Origin of the sequence: Oscillibacter sp. 1-3, assembly GCF_000403435.2 — a bacterium.
Taxonomy (GTDB): domain Bacteria; phylum Bacillota; class Clostridia; order Oscillospirales; family Oscillospiraceae; genus Oscillibacter.
This window is the reverse complement of record NZ_KE159703.1, coordinates 345367-360565: the sequence shown is the minus strand read 5'-3', so window position 1 is coordinate 360565 and position 15199 is coordinate 345367. Positions and strand designations below refer to the sequence as shown.

The 15199-nt window shown below is 63.3% G+C and carries 18 protein-coding genes; 3 read left to right on the top strand and 15 right to left on the bottom strand.

Annotated features, from left to right (window positions below; all coding sequences use genetic code 11):
• Positions 1–52: 52 nt before the first annotated feature.
• Positions 53–1042 carry a metal ABC transporter substrate-binding protein gene (locus tag C816_RS01785; RefSeq protein ID WP_242832127.1) on the bottom strand — a complete coding sequence of 330 codons (990 nt, stop codon included), beginning with the start codon at positions 1040–1042 and terminating at the stop codon, positions 53–55.
• 249 nt (positions 1043–1291) lie between these two features.
• Here C816_RS01785 and C816_RS01780 point away from each other — a divergent pair, with 249 nt between their 5' ends.
• Together C816_RS01780 and C816_RS01775 are read left to right on the top strand one after the other, a co-directional pair.
• Positions 1292–1507, top strand: coding sequence for a helix-turn-helix transcriptional regulator (locus tag C816_RS01780; RefSeq protein WP_016320688.1), 216 nt, complete (start codon positions 1292–1294; stop codon positions 1505–1507).
• A complete protein-coding gene (locus C816_RS01775; RefSeq protein ID WP_016320687.1) occupies positions 1494–1937 on the top strand; it encodes a DUF2178 domain-containing protein in 444 nt (147 codons plus the stop codon). The genes C816_RS01780 and C816_RS01775 overlap by 14 nt, the downstream gene beginning before the upstream one ends.
• A gap of 168 nt (positions 1938–2105) precedes the next feature.
• On the opposite strand, the gene C816_RS01770 is transcribed toward C816_RS01775, so the two are convergent.
• The 14 genes from C816_RS01770 to C816_RS01705 form a co-directional block, all read right to left on the bottom strand.
• Positions 2106–3353, bottom strand: a complete 1248-nt coding sequence (locus tag C816_RS01770; RefSeq protein WP_016320686.1) for a 5-bromo-4-chloroindolyl phosphate hydrolysis family protein — start codon at positions 3351–3353, stop codon at positions 2106–2108.
• Positions 3354–3356: 3 nt separating this feature from the next.
• Entirely contained in the window at positions 3357–3572 is a 216-nt protein-coding gene (locus tag C816_RS01765) for a DUF896 domain-containing protein (RefSeq protein ID WP_016320685.1), read from the bottom strand.
• A complete protein-coding gene (locus C816_RS01760; RefSeq protein WP_016320684.1) occupies positions 3569–3781 on the bottom strand; it encodes a DUF4177 domain-containing protein in 213 nt (70 codons plus the stop codon). Before C816_RS01760 ends, C816_RS01765 begins: the two co-directional genes overlap by 4 nt.
• A gap of 156 nt (positions 3782–3937) precedes the next feature.
• On the bottom strand, positions 3938–4735 hold the full coding sequence (locus C816_RS01755; RefSeq protein ID WP_016320683.1) for a YlmH family RNA-binding protein: 798 nt from the start codon (positions 4733–4735) through the stop codon (positions 3938–3940).
• Entirely contained in the window at positions 4728–6479 is a 1752-nt protein-coding gene (locus C816_RS01750) for an ABC transporter ATP-binding protein (RefSeq protein WP_016320682.1), read from the bottom strand. The genes C816_RS01755 and C816_RS01750 overlap by 8 nt, the downstream gene beginning before the upstream one ends.
• A gap of 821 nt (positions 6480–7300) precedes the next feature.
• Entirely contained in the window at positions 7301–8035 is a 735-nt protein-coding gene (locus C816_RS01745; RefSeq protein WP_016320681.1) for a carboxymuconolactone decarboxylase family protein, read from the bottom strand.
• A 23-nt stretch (positions 8036–8058) separates the two neighbouring features.
• Complete coding sequence (locus tag C816_RS01740) at positions 8059–8556, bottom strand: flavodoxin (RefSeq protein WP_016320680.1); 498 nt, start codon at positions 8554–8556, stop codon at positions 8059–8061.
• A 223-nt stretch (positions 8557–8779) separates the two neighbouring features.
• Positions 8780–9838, bottom strand: a complete 1059-nt coding sequence (locus C816_RS01735; protein ID WP_040654759.1) for a type IV pilus twitching motility protein PilT — start codon at positions 9836–9838, stop codon at positions 8780–8782.
• Between the two features lie 20 nt (positions 9839–9858).
• Positions 9859–10293 (bottom strand): hypothetical protein, encoded by a 435-nt coding sequence (locus tag C816_RS21455; RefSeq protein ID WP_016320678.1) that lies wholly within the window; start codon positions 10291–10293, stop codon positions 9859–9861.
• Complete coding sequence (locus tag C816_RS01725; protein ID WP_016320677.1) at positions 10286–10825, bottom strand: hypothetical protein; 540 nt, start codon at positions 10823–10825, stop codon at positions 10286–10288. Before C816_RS01725 ends, C816_RS21455 begins: the two co-directional genes overlap by 8 nt.
• Positions 10822–11304, bottom strand: a complete 483-nt coding sequence (locus tag C816_RS01720; protein ID WP_016320676.1) for a DUF4860 domain-containing protein — start codon at positions 11302–11304, stop codon at positions 10822–10824. The genes C816_RS01725 and C816_RS01720 overlap by 4 nt, the downstream gene beginning before the upstream one ends.
• Entirely contained in the window at positions 11301–11624 is a 324-nt protein-coding gene (locus C816_RS01715) for a hypothetical protein (RefSeq protein WP_016320675.1), read from the bottom strand. Before C816_RS01715 ends, C816_RS01720 begins: the two co-directional genes overlap by 4 nt.
• Before the next feature lie 4 nt (positions 11625–11628).
• On the bottom strand, positions 11629–12672 hold the full coding sequence (locus C816_RS01710; protein ID WP_016320674.1) for a type II secretion system F family protein: 1044 nt from the start codon (positions 12670–12672) through the stop codon (positions 11629–11631).
• A gap of 101 nt (positions 12673–12773) precedes the next feature.
• Entirely contained in the window at positions 12774–13742 is a 969-nt protein-coding gene (locus tag C816_RS01705) for a transglutaminase-like domain-containing protein (RefSeq protein ID WP_016320673.1), read from the bottom strand.
• Positions 13743–14024: 282 nt separating this feature from the next.
• Between C816_RS01705 and C816_RS01700 the strand changes: the two genes are divergently transcribed.
• Positions 14025–15176: an AfsR/SARP family transcriptional regulator gene (locus C816_RS01700; RefSeq protein ID WP_016320672.1), complete on the top strand. Its 1152-nt coding sequence runs from the start codon at positions 14025–14027 to the stop codon at positions 15174–15176.
• Positions 15177–15199: the final 23 nt, after the last annotated feature.

Here is a 15199-nt window from a genome sequence, read left to right as displayed (position 1 = left end):
TTCTATTATAGGGGAAAATGGTTCGCCAGGCAAGAAAAACTTTGTCGGATTCTTAACGTAATAGCTGCGCCGCCGGTTGGCCCATATGCGCCCGCAGGGACTCCAGATTTCTCTCCATCAGGGAGAGGTATGTGGTCCCCGCCTCCAGGTCGTCCCGGGAGACGTTGTGGCAGGTGTGGAACATGGCTGTGGAGGCTCCGGCGGCCTCGGCGATGCTGTCCGCCACAAGGTGGTTGGAAAACTCAATATACCACACCGTCCCCAGCTCCTCCGCCTCCACCTTTCCCGTGAGAAAGGCCACGGTGGCCGCCGAGGGCTCCGTCTGGGACCCACAGCCGGGGAAGGCGGCGTAGTAGTCCAGATTGTAGGCCTCCGCGAAATACCGCAGGGGAAAGCGGTCCCCAAAGACGATGGTTCGATGGTCCAGCCCGGCAAAAAAGGCGGCGAATTCTCCGTCCAGGGACTCGATCCTGGCGGCGTAGTCCCCGGCGGCGGCCCGGTAGGTCTCTCCGTGCTCCCCGTCCAGCTCCGCCAGGACCTCTCCCACCGCCCGGGTGATGGCGGCGGCGTTCCGGGGGGCGGTCCAGACGTGCTCATCCATGCCCACCACCTCTCCGGGGCCGTGGGCGTGGTCCTCATGGCCGTCGTGGTCATGGTCATGACCGGGGGATTCCTGCATCCCCTCCCGGGTCTCCTCCTCCAGCAGCTCCACGCAGTCCACCATCCGCAGGGCGCGGCCCTGAAAGTCCACGTTGTCCAATATGGTGTCAACCCATTGGTCCGACTCGCCCCCCAGGTACACAAAGAGGTCGCAGTCCCGCACGGCCAGGATGTCCGCGGGGGTGGGCTCATAGGAGTGGCTCTCCGCCCCCGGGGGCAGCAGCAGCGTCACCTGGGCCAGATCCCCGGCGGCGGCGCGGGCGAAATCATAGGCCGGGAAGACGGCGGCCACAATCCGGAGCTTGTCCGGGTCCGCGGGCTCCCGGCCCGCCGGGGCACAGCCCGTCAGAAGATAAGCGCACAGCAGCGCCAGCGCGATCATTCGTCTCAAGGCACTCTCCTCCAATTTGAGAATCATTTTCAAATAGAAGTATACCACACCCGGCGCCAAAAAACAACCGTTGTTTTATCTCGGACATCCATACGGGCCGGCGGAATGAGCCCGTAGAACGGCCCCTGGCCGTCCCGCCAAAAACTTTTCTCCGCCATTTGTAAAGGACCCTTGACATTTCTCTGTCTCTGTGGTATAAATATCGTAAAGGATCCTTTACATTTTGCAGGAGGTGTTTGCATGGAAAACAGAGTGGAGCAGCTGCGAAAAGCCCGGGGGCTGAACCAGGAGGAGTTCGCCCGGGCCATCCGGGTGTCCCGGCAGACGGTAAGCTCCATTGAAAACGGCAAGTACAACCCCTCGCTGGAGCTGGCCTTCACAATCTCGGACTTTTTCGGCCTGCCTATTGAGGAAATTTTCATCCATGAGAGGAGCAGTTCTGATGAAAAAGAGTAACTTTTGGTGCGGCCTGGCCTATGCCCTTTTGGGCCTGGTCTTCCTGCTGGCGGGGCTGCTGTGGGAGACCCGCCTCAGCAGCCTGAGCGTGGGATTCGGCGCGGGGATGCTGAGCTCCGGCGTCTTGCAGCTGGTCCGGTACCGGAAGTGGACCCGGCCGGAAAACGAGGCGGCGTACCGGGAGAAGCTGGAGGAAGAGCAGATCGAGCTGCGGGATGAGCGGAAGACCATGCTTCGGGACCGCTCCGGCCGGTACGCGTGGCTTCTGGGCATGGCGCTGTGCGCCGCGTCCATTTTGGTGTTCGGCGTGCTAGAGGCTCTGGAGCTGGTGGAAAATGCCCGCATGGTTATCCTGTTTTTGGCGGCGTATCTTATCGTACAGTATGGGGCGGGGGTGTTCTTCTACCGCCGGCTGTCTAAAAAATACTGAGCATATCCGAGCGCAAGGGGGCGCGGGGGAAATCTCCCCCGCGCCCCTCTTTTCCTTCCAATGCAGTGAATGGGCTCCGCCCAAACCCGCCGGGGCTTTGCCCCGGACCCCACCGCCCTTTGAAAATGGCGGCCCGAAACCTGACCGCTTTTCAGCCGTCTCCGGCGATTACGTCTCCTCCTGGCTCTGCACGGCGGCGCCGCCGCCCAGGCCGAAGTCGTCCTCCGTGGTGGCGGTGTCCCGGCGGAGCATATGCTCCATGACCCGGATGTCGCTGTCCACGTCCAATGCGTCGGCCTTGTACAGCTCGTCCAGCTGGTGCTCAAAACCTTTGACGATGGCGTCCATGGTGGACTCGATGCGCTCCTTGGCCTGGCGCAGGTTCTCTCCCTCCACCCCGGCAGCCTCAAACTCGGCGTAAGAGTCCAGCAGCTTCTGGGTGGTGGGCAGGTAGTAGTTCAGGAACGTATCGATCATATCCTGCTTCTTGGGGTCCTCCTCCACCGCCCGGAAGATTTTGGCGGTGATCTCCTCCAGCCGGTCGATCTTGGCGGAGAGGACGGGGTCGGCGATGTCGTCGTTGGCCCGGCGGATGTTGCGCAGGATGCCGGAGTACCCCTCCTCCGCCTCCTTGGGCGCGGGCGGGGTCTGGGCGGCCCGCGCCTCCCGCTGCCTCTGGCTCCATACCGCGCCGGCCTTGCCGCTGCGGAAGAGGTAGCCCAGCTCCACATTGAGGTAGGCCTGGCCGCCGAAGTACCCCCGGTCAATCATCTTTTGGAGGTCCTTCTCCACCCGGCTCTCAGCGTAGCCCAGGGTTCGGGAGAGCTCCTCCACCGGCACCGCCTCCCGCTCCCCCATGACGGAGAGGTACTTGGCGTAGCGCTTGAGGCTCTTGTCCATGGAAAAGCCGCTGAACAGCATGGCCCCGCCCCCCGCCAGGAAGGCCAGGCCCTGGAGCATCTGCGGCAGCCACCAGCGCACCGTATCGAACAAATAGAGCATGTCCTCGAAGGCAGCGCCCGTCACCATGACGCCGAACAGGGCCAGCGCCGCGCCGGCGATCTTCAAGAGCCAGGCGTTGGATTTTTTCAGCTTGGGAGACCTGGCAGCCCTCTTCATAGCGGTCCGGGCCTTTCCCTCCGGGGCCGGACGCTTGTACGCCGCCCGGTTGGACACCGGGTCCCCCTGCCAGGAGGCTCCCTCCCGGACCGCACGCTTGACCATGGGCTGCTCCCGCTGGGTCTGAACGGGCTTGCGCAGGGGCGGGGGCGCCGCGCGGTCCTTTTTCTCGTCCTCCGCAAAGAGCTTGATAAACAGCATAACCAAAGCGATGGGCCACGCTTTGATTACAAAGAGGAAGATAATCAGCGCCCAGGGAAACCAGCTGTCGTCGTTGTTCTTTCTCTGATCTGCCACGGTTCACTCCTCCTCTTTTTTCTCTTTCAGCTTCCGCCGGCGCCCCTTCTCGTCCACGATGACGGTGTTGTCCAGCTGGCCCTTCAGATTCCCCACCACGGAGTCGATGTAGGCCCGGCGGAGAACGGCCTGCTCCGCTTTTTCCTCCGGCGTCAGTCCCTCCGTGGTCTTGGCCTTCCGGGCCAGTTCATTGATGCGCTCGATCTGCTGCTGATTCATACTCCATCCTCCTGACAGCCCTCCGGCTGTTCCCGCTCGAAAACCAGATCCATTAAAGCTATGCTCCCGTTTACCTGCTGCGTGGGAATCCAGCCCGCATACCGCCAGCCCTCTGCGGCACGGCGCGCGATGATCTCCTGATGGCCCTTCGTCTTGCCGACAAAAAATCCTCTGTCGGCGGCAACCGTCTCAAATGCATACTCCAGCATACTGCGCTCCCTTCAAGCCCAAACCCACGGTTTTCCGGCATATTTTCCTTTTGTGACCAGGCCTTAACGTCTCTTTAGCGTGTCCGCCGGACGGATTCCGATTCATTCCGCCTCCGGTGAGATCCCCTCTCCATCCAATCCCGGACTCCGCATTCATCAAGTGTATATTTTCAGCACAATGGACGTGCGGCCCTTTTTTGTCACGCCGCCCACTTCGGCAAGTTCAAGCTTCCCAAAGCCCCGGGCGGAGACCGTGTCTCCCGCCGTGAGGAGCTTGTCCGGTTTCACGCACTCCCGCCAGTTCACCTGGACCTTCCCGCTCTCAATGAGGGCGGCGGCCTTCCCCCGGGCCATACGGAACCCGCTGGAGGCCACGGCGTCCAGCCGCAGGGAGGAGACGGTGTCCCGCGCCTCCCTGCAGCTCACCGCCGGAATGTGGAGGTTGTCCGGCTCGATGGCGGAGACGCTGAGCCTCGCCCGGCCGGCGCTGTCCCAGCTCTGGAGCAGAAAATCCGCCACAGTGTCCAGCACGATCAAATCGGCGCTGTCCGGCCCCACCAGGATGTCCCCCACCTTCTCACGGACAATGCCCATACCCATGAGACTGCCCAGAAAATCCCGGTGGGTCAGCTTATATTCCTCCCGAAAGGCGGCCCGGAGACACCGGATGGGGCTCTGGGTCTGCGCCTCCTCCGCCTCCAGCCAGTCGGGGAGAAAGAGGAGCAGGCGGCGCTCCGCCGTCTCATAGCCCCCCAGGGCGGCGTATCCTGTCTCCGGAAAGCCCGCCAGACGCAGCAGTTCCAGCGCCTGGGCCAGCTGGGTGGGAGAGAGAAAATCCGTGGCCGCGGGGACATTGCGGTTCCGGGTCTGCTCCGCCCGGTCCAGGATCTTCGCCAGAACCAGCCGGTCCTCCCCGGCGGCCCCCAGGCGGTCCAGCAGCCGCCCCTTATCCATGGCGCAGCTCCTGTGTGCGGACCAGGGCGGCATAGGCCCCGTCCTTTGCCATCAGCTCCTCGTGGCTCCCCAGCTCGGCGATGCGGCCCTCCTCCACCACGGCGATGCGGTCGGCATTGCGGACGGTGGAGAGGCGGTGGGCGATGATAATGGTGGTGCGGCCCTGGGAGAGCTTTTCGAAGGTCTCCTGGAGCTTGGCCTCGGTGACGCTGTCCAGGGCGGAGGTGGCCTCGTCCAGAATCAGCACCGGCGGATTTTTCAAAAAGATACGGGCGATGGAGATCCGCTGCTTCTGCCCGCCGGAGAGCAGAGCTCCCCGCTCCCCTACGTAGGTGTTGAAGCCGTCGGGCATGGCAACGATGTCGTCGTAAATCTCCGCCAGCCGGGCGGCCTGGGCCGCCTCCTCCTCGGAGGCCCCGGGGCGGCCGTAGCGGATGTTCTCCAGAATACTTGCTGCGAAGAGGAACACGTCCTGCTGCACCACGCCCACGTTCTGCCGCAGGGATTCCTGGGTCACCTGGCGCACGTCCTGACCGTCGATGCGGATGGCGCCGCCGGTCACGTCGTAGAACCGGGGGATCAGCTGGCATAGGGTGGACTTCCCCCCGCCGGAGGGCCCCACCACCGCCACGGTCTCGCCGGGCCGGATGTGGAGATCCACATCGTGGAGCACGTCCAGGTCCTCCTGGTAGGCGAAGCTCACGTGGTCCACGTCGATACGGCCCTCCACCCGGCCTAAGACGCTGGCGTCCGGGGCATCCCGCATGGCGGGCTCCGTGCGCATCAGCTCAATGAAGCGGCCCAAGCCCGCCGTACCGTTGGCGAAAAGCTCGGCAAACGTGGAGAGCTTGCGGACGGGGTTGACGAAGGTAGTGATATACAGGCTGAAGGTGATGAGGTCCACGGTGTCCATCTGCCCCCGCATAATGAAGACGCCTCCGGCGGCAATCACCGCCACGGAGAGGATGCAGAGGAAAAACTCCATCACCGCGTTGAACCGGCCCATAGCCTTGTGGAACTGCCGCTTGGAGGTCTTGAAGCTGTCGTTGGAGGTCTCGAACTTGCGCAGCTCCGTCTCCTCGTTGGCAAAGGCCTTGGCGGTGCGGATGCCGGAGAGGCCGGACTCGATGTCGGCGTTGATGACGGCGGTGCGCTGCTTTACACGCCGGGATGCCTCCTGCATGGACCTCCGGCAGATCCAGACCACCACAAAGAAAATGGGCAGGATCACGGCGATCACCAGCGCCAACCGCCACTGAATCGTAAACATGATGGCCAGGGCCCCTGCGATGGTGACGCCGGAGATGAAGACGTCCTCCGGTCCGTGGTGGGCAAGCTCGGTGATGTCGAAGAGGTCCGCCGTCAGGCGGCTCATGAGCTGGCCTGTGCGGTTGCGGTCAAAGTAGTCAAAGCTCAGCTCCTGCATATGGCGGAACAGGTCCCGGCGAATGTCCGCCTCCACCAGGATGCCGAAGGTGTGGCCCCAGTAGCAAATGACATAGGTCAGCGCCGCCCGCAGGACGAAGGCCGCCAGCACCACCGCCATGACGGCGAAGAAGGTTTGGTAGGCACTTTTCGGCAGCAGCTCGTACATGCACCAGCGGGAGATGTAGGGAAAGGCCAGGTCGATGAGGGAGATCATCAGCGCACAGCCAAGATCCATGAGAAAAAGCCGTCGGTGGGGTTTGAAATAGGAGAGAAATATCTGCAATGTGGATTTTTGCTGAAATTCCCGGGTGGTCATGGCAATACTCCTTATCACATATCGATACAAAGCATATGATACCACAGTTTCCATCTCAGTGCAACGGATATACCCGACGAACGGTAAACAAACTGTCCGCTTTTCCCGGCCCGGCGGGCGCCGGCGTCCAAAACCGCCGCCAACTTCTCCCCATGACCGTCTTCCGAATTGAACAAAAAGAGGGGCTGAGACCGTCTGTCTCAGTCCCTCTTTTTCAGAACCTGTACCAATCGGCAAAAGCACACATCCTGGCGGAAGCCTTTCTGTCTGAACCGCACCGGAAACGTTTGACATCCGCCGGCATCGGGCGGAGCTGCGCCGGTGCGCCGGGGGCCCGGGGACCATCGGCCGCCAGCAGGCGGCACCGGCCCAGCGCATTGCTTGCTGCCGCTGTCAGCGCTTATAAACAAGGGCTGCATGTCATTTGCATTGGTGGTATACTCGGCTCGTGACAAATCGGCAAATCGGAAGTTACACACCATAGTGAATTAAAAATCCGAACACGATTATTACCAGCACACTTCCAATGCGGATGCCTTTCTTTAATTCATCATGGCTTCTCCAATCTGCGGATTTTGGCCATACAGGATTTACCAAAAAGAGCAGTCCAATGATAATCCACCCAATGTTATTGAGTATGCCTATTTTGAAAAATTCTCCGAACACAAAAATGCATGCCAAAATAGCCAGAGAAACATAGCATTGCGATTTGAAAGACAATCGTTTCATGAAAACTCACTTTCTTACAACTTCCAGTTTAGCAGGGGGATTTCACCACAATGTGAAATCCCCCTTGACAAATGTTCTCCTGGCACAGCTTCTCAATCCAGTTTTCCGTACTGTTCATCGTCCACCGGCTCACACCACTCGTTGGAGCAGCTCTCGCCCGGAGCCTCGAGGGCCACATGGCTGAACCAGCTGTCCCTGGCCGCGCCGTGCCAGTGCTTCACCCCGGCGGGAATGACCACCACGCTGCCGGGCAGCAGCGGCCGGGCCTCCTGTCCCCAGGCCTGATACCAGCCCCGGCCGTTGGTGCAGAGCAATATCTGTCCGCCGCCGCTCTTCGCGCGGTGGATGTGCCAGTTGTTTCGGCACCCGGGCTCAAAGGTGACATTGGCCAGAAACAGCCCATCCCCAGGGCCCGTCAGGGAATTCAGATAGGAATTGCCGGTGAAGTACCTGGCATAGGCCTCGTTGGGTTCGCCCAGGCCGAAGAGGCCGCCGTCCGCGCCGTCGCCGTCCCCGTAGACCTTCACCGCCGCCCGAAAGGCCGCCCAGGCGTTGGGCCACCCGGCGTAAAAGGCCAGATGGGTCAGAATCTCCGCCATCTCGCCCTTTGTGACGCCGTTCTCTCTGGCGCTGAGCAGGTGGTAGTGGAAGGAACTGTCTATCAGTCCCTTGCTCACCAGGGCGGAGACTGTGAGGATGGAGCGCATTTTCAGGGACAGCGCTCCCTCCCGGCTCCAGATCTCGCCGAAGAGCACATCGTCATTCAGCTCCGCGAACTTGGGGGCAAAGCCCCCCAGCTGATCTCTGCCCGCCGTCTGTTTTACCATGATTCAAATCCCTCCATTTCAAACTACAGGGCGGCGCTGCCGTGCGCCTCGAGGCTGTTCACCCAGGCCCTGATGCTCTCCGCCGTCTGCCTGCCGTTCAGCAGCCTCCCCTCCCGGATGACTGCGCCGGGGGCGCTGGACCGCAGGTCCTCCGCGGTCCGTCCGAAGCCGCTGCCGCCGGAGGTGGCGAAGAGGATGACGGTCTTGCCGCAGAAGTCGTAGCTCTCCAGAAACGTCCTGACAATCGTGGGCGCCGTGTACCACCAGATGGGAAAGCCCAGAAAGACGGTATCGCACCCCTCTACCGGGGCGTTCCGGTCCGCCAGGGGCGGACGGAAGGCGCGGTCGTTCATCTCCACACTGCTGCGGGAGCGCCTGTCGGTCCAGTCCAGATCCGCCGCGGTGTAGGCTGTCTGGGGCCTGATCTCATAAAGAGCGGCCCCCGCCGCCTCCGCCAGGGTTTTCGCCGCCCGGGCGGTCACGCCGCTGGCGGAGAAATAGGCTACCAGTGTTTTGCTCATCCGTAAAGCTCCTTCCCGTGTTTATCGTAGGACGCCGGCCCCGCCTTTCCACAGGGCGGCCGCCCTCTGCCTGCTGGGATCATACCACCTGGAGCGCGCTCAAAGTCAAGGTTTTTTTCAGCTGCCGGGCCCGGCTTTTGGCCGGTGAATACCGACGGCTGGCCGGCATAAAAAAGAGGAGCCGCCGCGCAGGCGGCCGCTCCTCCGTCAAATAATTCGTCTCTCATCCCAGCCGCCGGCGCAGCTGCTCTGGGTTGTCCGCGTAATTCAAGGCCGTCTCCTCCGTGATCTTTCCCGCCTTGTACAGGTTCAGGATGGACTGATCCATGGAGATCATGCCCTCCTCCCGGCCTCCGGCAGCGATGGCGTTGTCGATCTGGTGGACCTTCCCCTCCCGGATCAGGCTGCGGATGGCGTTGTTGGTGTGCATGATCTCAAAGGCCGGCACCAGGTCGCCGTTCACACCTGGCAGCAGCTGCTGGGACACCACCGTCCGCAGCACCATGCTCAGCTGGGTGCGGATCTGGTCCTGCTGGGCCGCCGGGAAGGTATCCACGATTCGCCCGATGGTGTTCACCGCCCCCTTGGTGTGGAGGGTGGCGATCAGCAGATGACCGGTCTCCGCCGCCGTCATGGCGGTGTGGATGGTCTCCTGGTCCCGCATCTCCCCCAGCAGGATCACGTCCGGCGCCTGCCGGAGACACGCCCGCAGGGCGGAGAGGTAGTCCTCCGTGTCAATGGCGATCTCCCGCTGGCTGACGATGCTCTTGATGTCCCGGTGGAGGTACTCAATGGGGTCCTCCAGGGTGATGATATGGGCCTCCCGGGTGTGGTTGATCCGGTCGATGACGCAGGCCTGGGTGGTGGACTTGCCGCTGCCCGCCGTGCCGGTGACCAGAATCATGCCGTGGGTCTCCTCCGCCAGGTCCATCACCTGGGCGGGAATGGACAATTCCTCCCAGCTGGGGATGTCAAAGGCCACAATCCGCACCACCGCCGCCAGGGATCCTCTCTGGCGGTAGGTGTTGACCCGGAACCGGGCCAGCCCCCCCACGGAAAAGGAGAAGTCGTCGTCCCCCCGGCTGAGAAACCGGTCCGGGGACCGCTGTGCCTGCTGGTAGAGGGCCATAATCAGCCGCTCCGTCTCCTGGGGGAAAACCCGCTCACCGCCCACGGGAGTCATGCGCTTTTCCAGCTTGACACACACCGGGCCGCCGGCCACGATGAACAAATCGGAGGCCTTGGCCTCCACCGCAAATCTCAGGTAATCCAACAGTTCCAAGTTCCGGACCTCCATATCCATTATTCAAACAGCGTGCCGTCCCAGAGGTCCAGCCCCTCCACGGTCTCCCACTCTCCGGTGTACTGCGCCTGCCAGCGCAGGATCTCGTACTCCTCTCCGTCCACGATGACCTCCACATCCAGCTCCTGGCTGTCGGAGATGGGAACGGCATATGTATAACGTGTCCCGCGGTGCCAGGAATCATAGCTGTGGCTCTCCGCCTCCACCGGCGTCTCGCCGTTTCTCAGCCGGGCCAGAATCTCCTGGGCGGCGCAGTCGGCGGCGTAATACTCCTCCACCGCCCGGGCGGAGGCCTCCGCAAGGCGGGCGTCGGCCTGGACCGTGGTGAGGCTCAGCAATGCGAATACCGTCAGGCACAGCACAGCGAAGGCCACCAGCAGCGAGATGCCGCCCACCGCCGGGGGGGAGAAGACCTCTCTCTTCCGTTCAGTCACGGCCGCTCACCTCCTGCCACGCGATGTTGATGGAAAACAGGGTGTCCAGCATCTGGTCCGCATTTCCATTGCCGGTGATCACGCAGACCACCGCCCGCTGGAGGCCCGGAAACTCCGGGTCCGACAGGTCGGTGTCCGCCCGGGAGGGCACGGTCAGCGGATCGGCGGGGTCCGGAGGATTGGCGGAAACGGACAGCCGGTAATACGGCGCGGGCCGCTCCATACCGCAGTCCCCGGCGGGAATGGGAGTCCAGTTCTCATCGTAGTCCAGAGAGAAGGTGACAAATTCCTCACTGTACGCCGCGCCCAGGTCCTCCGCGGCCCTGGAGAGGGCGTTTTGGGCGTCGCCGCCGTAGTGCCGGACGGTTTCTGCGGCGTTCTGGCACAGCACCGCCGCCCGGTCCCGGGCCTCGCTTCTGGAGGAGAGACTGTCGGACTTCACGAAGGCCTGCAAACACAGGGCCGCCGCCAGGGCAAATACCAGCAGCATCACCATCTGCTCCATCAGAATCAACGGCGCCTTGCTCCTCATGAAACCGCCTCCTCTCCGCTCCGGAGGGACAGCCGCAGGGTGTCCTCCGTGCCGTCGGCGGCGGTGAGGGAGGCCTCCAGCAGCCCGTCCTCCAGGGACAGCTCCAGCGCCCTCGCCTCCATGATCTTCTGCCCGTCCTGGGGCTCCATGGGCTCCTCCGCCAGGCAGTAGAGCTCCATCAGCCACCCGTCGTAGCAGTAGACCCGGGCGGCGTAGGTCTCGTCCGCCCCCAGAATCAAGGCGTCTGTGCCGCCGAAGTCCTCCACGGCAACGCCGCCGGCGTGGTCCGCCTGGCGCACCCGGGTGGCGATGTACTGCACGCCGGTGCGGCGCTCATAGGCCGCCTGGTCCCGCTCCGTCAGACGGCGGTAGGCGTCCGCCCCGGTAAGCAAAACCACCAGCACGCACGCCGCGAAGACCCCGAACAGCAACAGGGCCACCAGTCCGTCGATATGATGTTTTACCTGCTTTTCTCTCATGACTCACGCACCACCACGGTGATGTCCGGCATGAGGTTTTCGGCAAAGGCGCTGTAAAACACCGCGTACCGCTCCTCATCCACACGGATGCCGTAGTGGTCCTCCAAATACTCCAGATTGGGGGGATAGACCCCCTCGGCGGCATAGCAGGCCGCGCAGCTGCGGCGCAGGGCCTCCTCCAGCTGCCTAAGGTCCTCGGCGTCCCGGCCGTCCGAAAGGCTGTCCAGGGCGGCGGCGAACATCACCAGCACCGCCGCGGCGATGGCCGGCAGCAGCAGCCCCCGCAGCATCCCCAGCCAGGGATTCTTCCTCTTTCTCATGGGCTCACCCGATGGCGGACATGATGTGCATCAAGGGCAGCATCACCGAGAGAAGGATCAAACCCACCAGGATGGAGCACACCAGCACCAGGGCCGGCTCCACCCGGCTCACCTTCTCCTCCAGAGCGGCCTCGCTCTCCTCAGAGAGGTCGGCGGCAATCTTCTCCATGGCGGCGTCGCCCGCGCCGCCCCGCTGGCCCATCTCCAGAAGGCGGCAGGCGCCGCCGGGCAGCAGTCCGCTGGCCTTCATGGCCGCGCTGGACCGCTCGCCGCCCTCCAGGCGGGCACGGCAGTCCAGGCACCGCTCTCTGGCGACGGGGGTCTCCTCCATCAGTCCGGCGGCCAGTTCCACTGCCTCCTCAATGGGCATGCCGCTGGCCATGCCCATTGCCAGGGCCTGGGCCAGACGGGCGTCGTTCATCTTCCGGGCCACGCCCTTGTCTCCATGGCTCCTGCGCCAGGAGACGGTCAGCTTCTCCCGGAAGGAGGGCACGGCGGCAAAGACCGCCAGAAACACCGCCGCCAGGACCAGCAGAACCCACAGCACCGGCATGGCGCCGTCCAGCCAGCGGCCCAGGGTCAGAAGGCTCCCGGCCACGCCGGTGAGCCGCCCGCCAAGGGAGGCGTACACATCGTCAAAGATGGGCAGGACCTTCACCAGCAGCACCGCGATGACCACCAGCATCAAAAGTAGCATCACCGCCGGGTACAGCAGGGCGCTGCGGACCCGGCGGTCCAGGCGGGCGCGGCTCTCATAGTACCGGGACAACGCCGCCAGGGCCTCCTCGGTCCTTCCGGCCCGCTCGCCAACCTCCACCAGGCCGCAGACGTAGACGGGGAAGCCCTCCGCCCCCCGCATGGCGCCGGAGAGGGCGGCGCCGCCGTCCACCTCCTTCGCCATGTCCAGCAGCATGGTCTTGTACTCCGGATCACTCTCCTCCGCCAGGAGGGACAGCGCGTCCCCCGTTCCCACGCCGGCGTGGAGCAGCATGGACAGCTCCAGGCACAGTGTGGACAACTCCCCGTGGGAAATGCCGTTCTTCTTCATGAAACGCTCCAATCCGCGCTGACGCGCATCAAAAACTATGCTCTCATTGTACCGGAAAATCCGGAATCCGTAAAGGGTAATTTTCCCTGAATTTTATACAATCAGTAGAGGCTGGTCTCCTTGTAATGGCTTCCGTCGCCGATGAACTTCAAAATCGAGCTGCTGCTCTTGCCGGAGGAGGCAAAGGTGGGGTCCATCCGGTGCCAGGTGCTGCCGTCAAAATAGATGGCGTTGTCGATCCAGCCGGTCTCCTTCGTCCAGACGCTGATCCAGGCGTGGTAGGCCGGATTGGTAGTGCCGGCGTAGCCCACCACCAGCTTGCAGGGCACGCCCAGACTGCGGAGCATCCCCGTCATCAAGCTGGCGTAGTCAAAGCAGATGCCCTTTTTCGCGGCCAGCACATTGTCCAGCACCGGCAGGTAGCCGCTCTGGACCGTGGCCGCCAGCTGGCGGTCATAGGTCAGATTGTTCACCACAAAGGTATAGACCTTCTCCACCAGCTTCAAGGGGTCGGTCTCACTGCCTGCCAGCTCCTTGGCCTTGGCCAGGGTGTTTGTGGCGTTCTCATAGTCCACATACTGATTGGGCCGCAGATAGGGAGCGAACTCGTCGCTCAGCGTCACCTTAAAGGTCACCGATACCACCTCAGCGTACTTTTGGGCGGTGGTGTTCTCAAACACCGTCACCTTGTAAGTGCCGTTGCCGTCGGACAGGGGGAAGGTGGTCCACTCCCCCGGCTTCAGGTCGTAGTAGGGCTTATCCCGGGTGGGGCCGGAAACCTGCACCTTCAGCTTTTTGGACGTGGACGCGGTGAACTGGACCATCACATAGCCGTCCTGTGTATTGGAGTAGTCGATGATGGCCCTGGAGTTCTTTTTCACGGAGGTGCCGGAGGCCACCGGCAGCAGCAGCGTGTTCGACGCCCCGGCCAGGGGCACCGCCGCGTCCGCCAGAGTCACCTCAGCCAGCCGCGTATTGTTGACAGTTCCTCCCGCGCCAAGAGCGGAGGCGCTGCCCGCCAGCAGAACCGCCGAGAGCACCAGTGGGACGATCCTTCTGAAAATCTTCATAATTGATACCTCATTTTTGCCCAAATACATACCTTGGGGCCATTCAAGCACGGCCCACGCTTCTAATCTAGGGACAGTATAGCACATGCCTCCGGAAAATGGAAGTACTTTTTCGAAAATTTTTTTCATTTTTTTCTTTTTCATGTAACCAACCTGTTGCGCGGCAGAAAAAAATGTGCTAATCTGATGAGGAAACGGAGATGGGAACCCCTTTACAGAGAACGCCGGAAGCCTCGTTTCCTGTCTCAACCTTATCTGAACAAACTGAAAGGGGGCATCCCCATGGACACTCCTATCCTGCGCGTACAGACCCTTGGGGGCTTCTCCATCCGCCGGGGGGAGGCGGCGCTCACCGGCGGCCGCTCCCGCAAGCTCTTTTTGCTGCTGGCCTTCCTGATCTGGGAGCGGGCCCGCCCCGTTTCCTACGGGGAGCTGTCGGACCTGCTCTGGGCCGGGCAGGACGCCGGGTCCCTCAACGCCCTAAAGGCCATCCTCCATCGGGCCCGCTCCGCCCTGGACCAGCTGGGGGCGGGGTGCGGAAGGGCCCTGATCCTCAGCCGGGAGGGCGGCTGCCAGTGGGACCCGGAGGCCCCCCTGGTTCTGGACGCGGAGGACTTCGCCCGCCTGCTGGCGTCGGAGGACCTGGAACCGCGGCTGGAGGCCCTGGCCCTGTACCGGGGGAACTTCCTCCCGTTCCTCGCCGGCCATCCCTGGGCAGACGCCCAGGCGGAGACCCTGCGGCGGCAGTACCTGGAGACCCTTCTGACCGCTCTTACCGCCCTAGCGGAAGGGGGCCGCTGGCAGGAGATCTCGGACCTGAGCGCCGCCGCCTGCACCCTGGAGCCCTGCCGGGAGGACCTGTGCCGCTTTCGCATAGAGGCCCTGCTCCATCTGGACCGCTGCCAGGAGGCCGTTCAGGCCTATGACGCTCTCCACGGGCACCTGCTCTCCCGGCTGGGAGTCCTGCCCTCCCAGGACCTGCGGGACCTGTACCAGGAGGCCCTGGGGGACCGGGACCCAAGGGCGGTCTCCCCCGCCACGCTGCTGGAGACCCTGCTGGAGCCTCCCCGGTCCGGCACCCTGCTGTGCGGCTTCGACGCCTTCCGAACCATCTGCCACAGCACCGCCCGGATGGCGGGCCGGAACGGCCGGCCGGTCCACATCGCCCTGCTCACCGCCGCCGGGGACGACTCCCTGCCCCGCCGCAGTCTGGACCGGGCCATGGACCACCTGGAGGAGGTGATCCGGGAGGGCCTGCGGCGGGGGGACGCCGCCGCCCGCTGCGGCGCGGCCCAGTTCGTCCTGCTGCTGCCCCAGGCGGACTACGATGCCAGCCGGGCTGTCTGCGCCCGCCTGGTGCGCTCCTTCACCCGCCGTTACCCCCACGCTCCCGTCCGCATCACCTCCTTCGTCCAGCTCCTGCCGCCCGGCTGAACAGTTTTGTCCTGTTCATATGA

Excerpts from the sequence above, each read along its gene's own strand:
- C816_RS01725 (WP_016320677.1), bottom strand. The coding sequence starts at position 10,825 with ATGAGGAGCAAGGCGCCGTTGATTCTGATGGAGCAGATGGTGATGCTG.
- C816_RS01780 (WP_016320688.1), top strand. The coding sequence starts at position 1,292 with ATGGAAAACAGAGTGGAGCAGCTGCGAAAAGCCCGGGGGCTGAACCAG.
- C816_RS01715 (WP_016320675.1), bottom strand. The coding sequence starts at position 11,624 with ATGAGAAAGAGGAAGAATCCCTGGCTGGGGATGCTGCGGGGGCTGCTG.
- C816_RS01710 (WP_016320674.1), bottom strand. The coding sequence starts at position 12,672 with ATGAAGAAGAACGGCATTTCCCACGGGGAGTTGTCCACACTGTGCCTG.
- C816_RS01765 (WP_016320685.1), bottom strand. The coding sequence starts at position 3,572 with ATGAATCAGCAGCAGATCGAGCGCATCAATGAACTGGCCCGGAAGGCC.
- C816_RS01755 (WP_016320683.1), bottom strand. The coding sequence starts at position 4,735 with ATGGATAAGGGGCGGCTGCTGGACCGCCTGGGGGCCGCCGGGGAGGAC.
- C816_RS01785 (WP_242832127.1), bottom strand. The coding sequence starts at position 1,042 with ATGATCGCGCTGGCGCTGCTGTGCGCTTATCTTCTGACGGGCTGTGCC.
- C816_RS01720 (WP_016320676.1), bottom strand. The coding sequence starts at position 11,304 with ATGAGAGAAAAGCAGGTAAAACATCATATCGACGGACTGGTGGCCCTG.
- C816_RS01750 (WP_016320682.1), bottom strand. The coding sequence starts at position 6,479 with ATGACCACCCGGGAATTTCAGCAAAAATCCACATTGCAGATATTTCTC.
- C816_RS01745 (WP_016320681.1), bottom strand. The coding sequence starts at position 8,035 with ATGGTAAAACAGACGGCGGGCAGAGATCAGCTGGGGGGCTTTGCCCCC.
- C816_RS01740 (WP_016320680.1), bottom strand. The coding sequence starts at position 8,556 with ATGAGCAAAACACTGGTAGCCTATTTCTCCGCCAGCGGCGTGACCGCC.
- C816_RS01700 (WP_016320672.1), top strand. The coding sequence starts at position 14,025 with ATGGACACTCCTATCCTGCGCGTACAGACCCTTGGGGGCTTCTCCATC.
- C816_RS01775 (WP_016320687.1), top strand. The coding sequence starts at position 1,494 with ATGAAAAAGAGTAACTTTTGGTGCGGCCTGGCCTATGCCCTTTTGGGC.
- C816_RS01705 (WP_016320673.1), bottom strand. The coding sequence starts at position 13,742 with ATGAAGATTTTCAGAAGGATCGTCCCACTGGTGCTCTCGGCGGTTCTG.
- C816_RS01760 (WP_016320684.1), bottom strand. The coding sequence starts at position 3,781 with ATGCTGGAGTATGCATTTGAGACGGTTGCCGCCGACAGAGGATTTTTT.